The sequence below is a fragment of the Pseudomonas sp. SST3 genome, assembly GCF_003325755.1.
The window spans coordinates 1-4079 of the sequence record NZ_QORI02000135.1 but is presented as its reverse complement, the minus strand read 5'-3'; the positions used below and the strand labels follow the sequence as shown (position 1 = coordinate 4079).

3 protein-coding genes and 4 pseudogenes are annotated in these 4079 nt (G+C 60.2%); 2 read left to right on the top strand and 5 right to left on the bottom strand.

Annotation, left to right across the window (positions count from 1 at the left end; genetic code table 11):
• Positions 1 to 340: pseudogene (locus tag DQ405_RS25165) on the bottom strand (LysR family transcriptional regulator); the annotation flags it as partial.
• 94 nt (positions 341 to 434) lie between these two features.
• Here DQ405_RS25165 and DQ405_RS25160 point away from each other — a divergent pair.
• Positions 435 to 1461 (top strand): annotated as a pseudogene (locus DQ405_RS25160) (NAD-dependent epimerase/dehydratase family protein).
• Here the strand turns inward: DQ405_RS25160 and DQ405_RS25155 are convergent.
• The 3 genes and pseudogenes from DQ405_RS25155 to DQ405_RS25145 form a co-directional block, all read right to left on the bottom strand.
• Positions 1393 to 1749 carry a DUF2784 domain-containing protein gene (locus DQ405_RS25155; RefSeq protein WP_019820579.1) on the bottom strand — a complete coding sequence of 119 codons (357 nt, stop codon included), beginning with the start codon at positions 1747 to 1749 and terminating at the stop codon, positions 1393 to 1395. The pseudogene DQ405_RS25160 and the gene DQ405_RS25155 overlap by 69 nt on opposite strands.
• Before the next feature lie 51 nt (positions 1750 to 1800).
• The gene (locus DQ405_RS25150; RefSeq protein ID WP_014719512.1) at positions 1801 to 2127 is read right to left on the bottom strand and encodes a helix-turn-helix domain-containing protein; all 327 of its coding nucleotides are present in this window, start codon (positions 2125 to 2127) and stop codon (positions 1801 to 1803) included.
• A pseudogene (locus tag DQ405_RS25145) lies at positions 2111 to 2362 on the bottom strand (type II toxin-antitoxin system RelE family toxin); the annotation flags it as partial. The pseudogene DQ405_RS25145 and the gene DQ405_RS25150, both read right to left, overlap by 17 nt.
• A gap of 225 nt (positions 2363 to 2587) precedes the next feature.
• Here DQ405_RS25145 and DQ405_RS25140 point away from each other — a divergent pair.
• Positions 2588 to 3322, top strand: a complete 735-nt coding sequence (locus tag DQ405_RS25140) for an HAD-IA family hydrolase (RefSeq protein WP_168426410.1) — start codon at positions 2588 to 2590, stop codon at positions 3320 to 3322.
• Between the two features lie 79 nt (positions 3323 to 3401).
• Here DQ405_RS25140 and DQ405_RS25135 read toward each other — a convergent pair.
• Positions 3402 to 4079 (bottom strand): annotated as a pseudogene (locus DQ405_RS25135) (3-oxoacyl-ACP reductase family protein); the annotation flags it as partial.

Sequence of the window (4079 nt, the reverse complement as noted above, 5' to 3'; positions counted from 1 at the left end):
ATGATCGGCGGCAGTACCTCCACACCCACCACTTCACTGGCCGATACTCGTACACGCCACGCACCTCATCGCCTTGGGACGAGGCGGCGCGTTCAAGGGCGGCGGCGGTACGCGCCATGGTTTCTGCATGCGCCCGCAGTGTGTGGGCGACCGTAGTGGGTAATAAGCCTGAGGGCGAGCGGGTGAACAACACGACGCCCAGCGCCGTTTCCAGCGCGGCGATGTGCCGCCCTACCGTGGGTTGGGTGATGCCGAGCTGCCGTGCGGCCCCCGACAGCGATCCTTCCTTGAGTACACCGAGAAATGACCGGTAAAGCTCCCAACCGATATTCGTAGCCATACATAAATGTATAGCGGCTCGATACCCTTGGGCAATTCCTCTATAGCTGTTCCGCATCCAACATACCCTCATCAACCAACAGTGGGAGAGGGTGATGAGCAAGGTTCTGGTTTTGGGTGCAACCGGTGGCATTGGTGGCGAAGTGGCGCGGCAGTTGAGCGCGGCGGGCTGGGAGGTGCGGGCGTTGACTCGGGATCTGATCAAGGCTCGCAGCCAAAATCCTGTTTTTACGTGGCTAAAAGGCGATGCCCTGAATCGCGACGACGTGATCGCGGCCGCCCGGGGCTGCGCGGTAATCGTGCACGGCGTCAATCCGCCGGGTTATCGCAAATGGGCCGAGTGGGTGTTGCCGATGATCGACAACTCCATTGCGGCGGCCATCTGCGAAGGCGCGACAGTCGTGCTGCCCGGCACGGTCTACAACTTCGGGCCGGATGCATTCCCTGTGCTGCACGAAGACTCACCCCAGCACCCGCTGACTCGCAAGGGCGCGATCCGTGTGCAGATGGAGCAGCGCTTGCGAGCCGCTTCCACTCAGGGCGCCCGGGTGGTGATTGTGCGCGCTGGGGATTTTTTCGGCGCCAGGGTGGCCAATAACTGGTTTGCCCAAGGCTTGGTCAAACCCGGCAAACCGGTGCACACCATCCGCTACCCAGGCGATTACGGCGTGGCCCATCAATGGGCTTATCTGCCGGACGTAGCGCGTACAATGCTTGAGTTGATTGAGCGTCGTGCCAGTCTTGGCGCCTTCGCCTGCTTTCATATGGCTGGGTACATGGATGCGGACGGTACGCAGATGGCTAAGACGATCCAGCGTGTGGTGCTGCGCAGGACGGGACCAGCAACCCAGGGTCGGCGCGTTTCCCTGGTGGTTGTTGAACTGGGCGGCGCCTTTTGTCGTCACCGTGCGTGAGATGCAGGAGATGCGCTACCTGTGGCAAACACCGTTGCGCCTGGATAACCAGCGCCTGCTCGCGACGCTCGGCCATGAGCCCCACACACCGCTGGAACAGGCGGTGGAGGCCACCCTGGTTTGGCCTGGGTTTGCCTGCCTACTTGCGTTTGATCAGGCGTGCATACACGGCGAGGTTGACCACCACCACCACGGCCCCCAGCACTAATTGAGTATTCGCAGTCAGCCCGGCGGGGTAGATCAGCGTCAGGATGTAGTGCTCGATAAACCCACCGCCATAACCATCCTGCCCGGCCAAGTGGCGAAACAGGTTTTCCCAACGTGTAAGGGGGCAGGGCAGGTGCAGCACCTCTACCGCGATGCCCCAGGCAACGGCGGGCAGGTGCAGCCACATTACCCGGGGCCACTTCAGGGTGAGCAGGCCGCCGAACAGCACGAACAGGATAAAGGCCAGGTGGAACAGCACAAGGCCGTCGGCGGCTAGGCGGTAGAGCATGTTTGAGCTCGATGTGAGGTGAAGGGGGACGTGAATTTTTGCAGCGCGCCGTTATAGCTCCAGTTGACTGGCATTGATACCGAACGCTTTGGCTATCTTTTCCCGCGTGGTGCGGCGGGGTTTGCTGACCGCTTCCTGCTGGGCAAATGCCGATTGTGAAATACCCAGGCGTTTAGCGACTTCTTCCTGGGTCAGGCTCAGGTGCTCGCGCCACGCGCGAATAGGTGTTGCGCCATCCACCAGGCGGCTGACTACCGCATGGGGGATCAGGTTTGGATCGTTTTGCTGCGCCACATAGTGTTCATAGGGAATCACCACATAGGCTGGCTCGCCCTGCGTATTGTGGATGATCTGTACGGCAGTAGGTTCGCTCGTCACGTTTTTTAACCTCTTGGATGCTGACGACCTGGATGCTGCCGTCCCAGTCGAAAAGGACCCGGTAATGACCTACCCGCAAGCGATAGCTGTGAGGATGGTTAACCAGTGCCTTGACGTTGATTGCATCGGGCATGTGTTCAAGAGCGGACACGGCATCGCGTACCTGTTGCTGATGATACGAATGCAACCGAAGCAATTGTTTGACGGCTTTTCGCGTCCATTGGATTGAATTCATGGGAGGTTAATAAGTCTTTTATAAGGTTTGCAATCGGTATTTTCAGATCCGCGTCAACGGGTCATGACGTTTTCCTCTCAAACCCTAGACGGCCGCCGTCAGCGCCGACGGGTAAAAACTGTTGCGTGGTATGAATCAACGGAAGGCCCACGAAGGTTGCTTGCAGGCAACGAGGGCCGTTATTGTGCTGAATCCTTTTAGTCCTCGCCCCAAGGTTGTGTTGTGATGAATGCACCGCGTACCGCTGTCCCGATCAAAGCCGTGATTTTCGATATGGACGGGTTGTTGCTGGATACCGAAGGCATCTACACCGAAGTCACGCAGATCATTGCCGAACGCTATGGTCGTACCTACGACTGGGGCATCAAGCAGCACATCATCGGGCGGGGTGCCCAGGATTTGGCCGATTACGTGGTCAAGGCCCTGGACCTGCCGATCACGCCCGCCGAGTTTCTGGAAATACGCGAACCGCTGATGAGCGAGCGCTTTCCCAAGGCCTTGGGTATGCCCGGTGCCGAGGCGTTGGTGCGGCACTTGAAGGCGCACAATATTCCGATTGCGGTGGGCACCAGTTCATCGCGTAACTCGTTTGGCCACAAGACCACCCTGCACCGTGAATGGTTTGGCCTGTTCGACACCATCGTCACTGCCGATGACCCGGAAGTCGGCGCCGCCAAGCCAGCGCCGGATATCTTCCTCACCGCCGCGCGCCGGTTGGGTGTAGCGCCTGAGGATTGCCTGGTGTTCGAAGACTCGCCGTTCGGCGTGACGGCGGCGAAGGCTGCGCACATGACCGCTATTGCGGTGCCCGATGAGGCGATGGCTGACAGCAAGTACCAGCATGCTGACCAGATTATTCGCAAGCTCGCCGACTTTGATTTGGCCGCCTACGGCTTGCCCCCATGGCCTGACCCCGCGCGGTCAAAAGTGTGGGAGCTGGCTTGCCTGCGAAAGCGGTAGTGCAGTGACAGATGTCGCACTGACACACCGCCTTCGCGGGCAAGCCCGCTCCCACATTTGGTGTGCCAGTTTTGCAAAATCAGGCGCTGAAACCACCGTCGATGGTCAGGCTGGCGCCCGTGATATAGCCGGCCTCCGGCCCGGCCAGATAGGCCACAAAACTGGCAATCTCCTCCACATGCCCATACCGTCCTACCGCCATCAACCCGATCAGGCTGTCGGCAAAATCACTGTTCGCCGGGTTCATATCGGTGTCCACCGGCCCAGGCTGCACGTTGTTGATGGTGATGCCCCGTGGCCCCAGGTCCCGCGCCAATCCCTTGGTCAACCCCACCAGCGCCGCCTTGCTCATGGCGTAGGGCCCGCCACCGCCAAAGGGCATGCGTTCGGCGTTGGTGCTGCCGATATTGATCACGCGGCCACCTTCGCCCATGTGCTTGGCGGCTTCCTGGGTGGCGATAAACACGCTGCGCACATTGATCGCCAAGGTCTGGTCGAAGTCTTCCAGCTTGAATTCGTCCAGCGGCGCGATGGCCAGCACGCCAGCGTTATTCACCAGGATATCCAGGCGTCCAAACGCCTCGACCGTGGCGTTGACCGCCGCGCGAATCGCCGTGGCATCGGCGCTGTCGGCGTGAATCGCCAGAGCCTGACCCCCTGCGCCGATCACCTCGTTCTGCAGTTGTTTCAGCCTTGGCGGCCGAGCTGACGTAGGTAAAGGCAACCGCTGCCCCTTGGGCGGCGAGGCGCTTGACGA

Bases quoted from the DNA above. Each gene is read 5' to 3' on its own strand.
- DQ405_RS25155 (WP_019820579.1), bottom strand. From the start codon at position 1,749: ATGCTCTACCGCCTAGCCGCCGACGGCCTTGTGCTGTTCCACCTGGCC.
- DQ405_RS25140 (WP_168426410.1), top strand. From the start codon at position 2,588: ATGAATGCACCGCGTACCGCTGTCCCGATCAAAGCCGTGATTTTCGAT.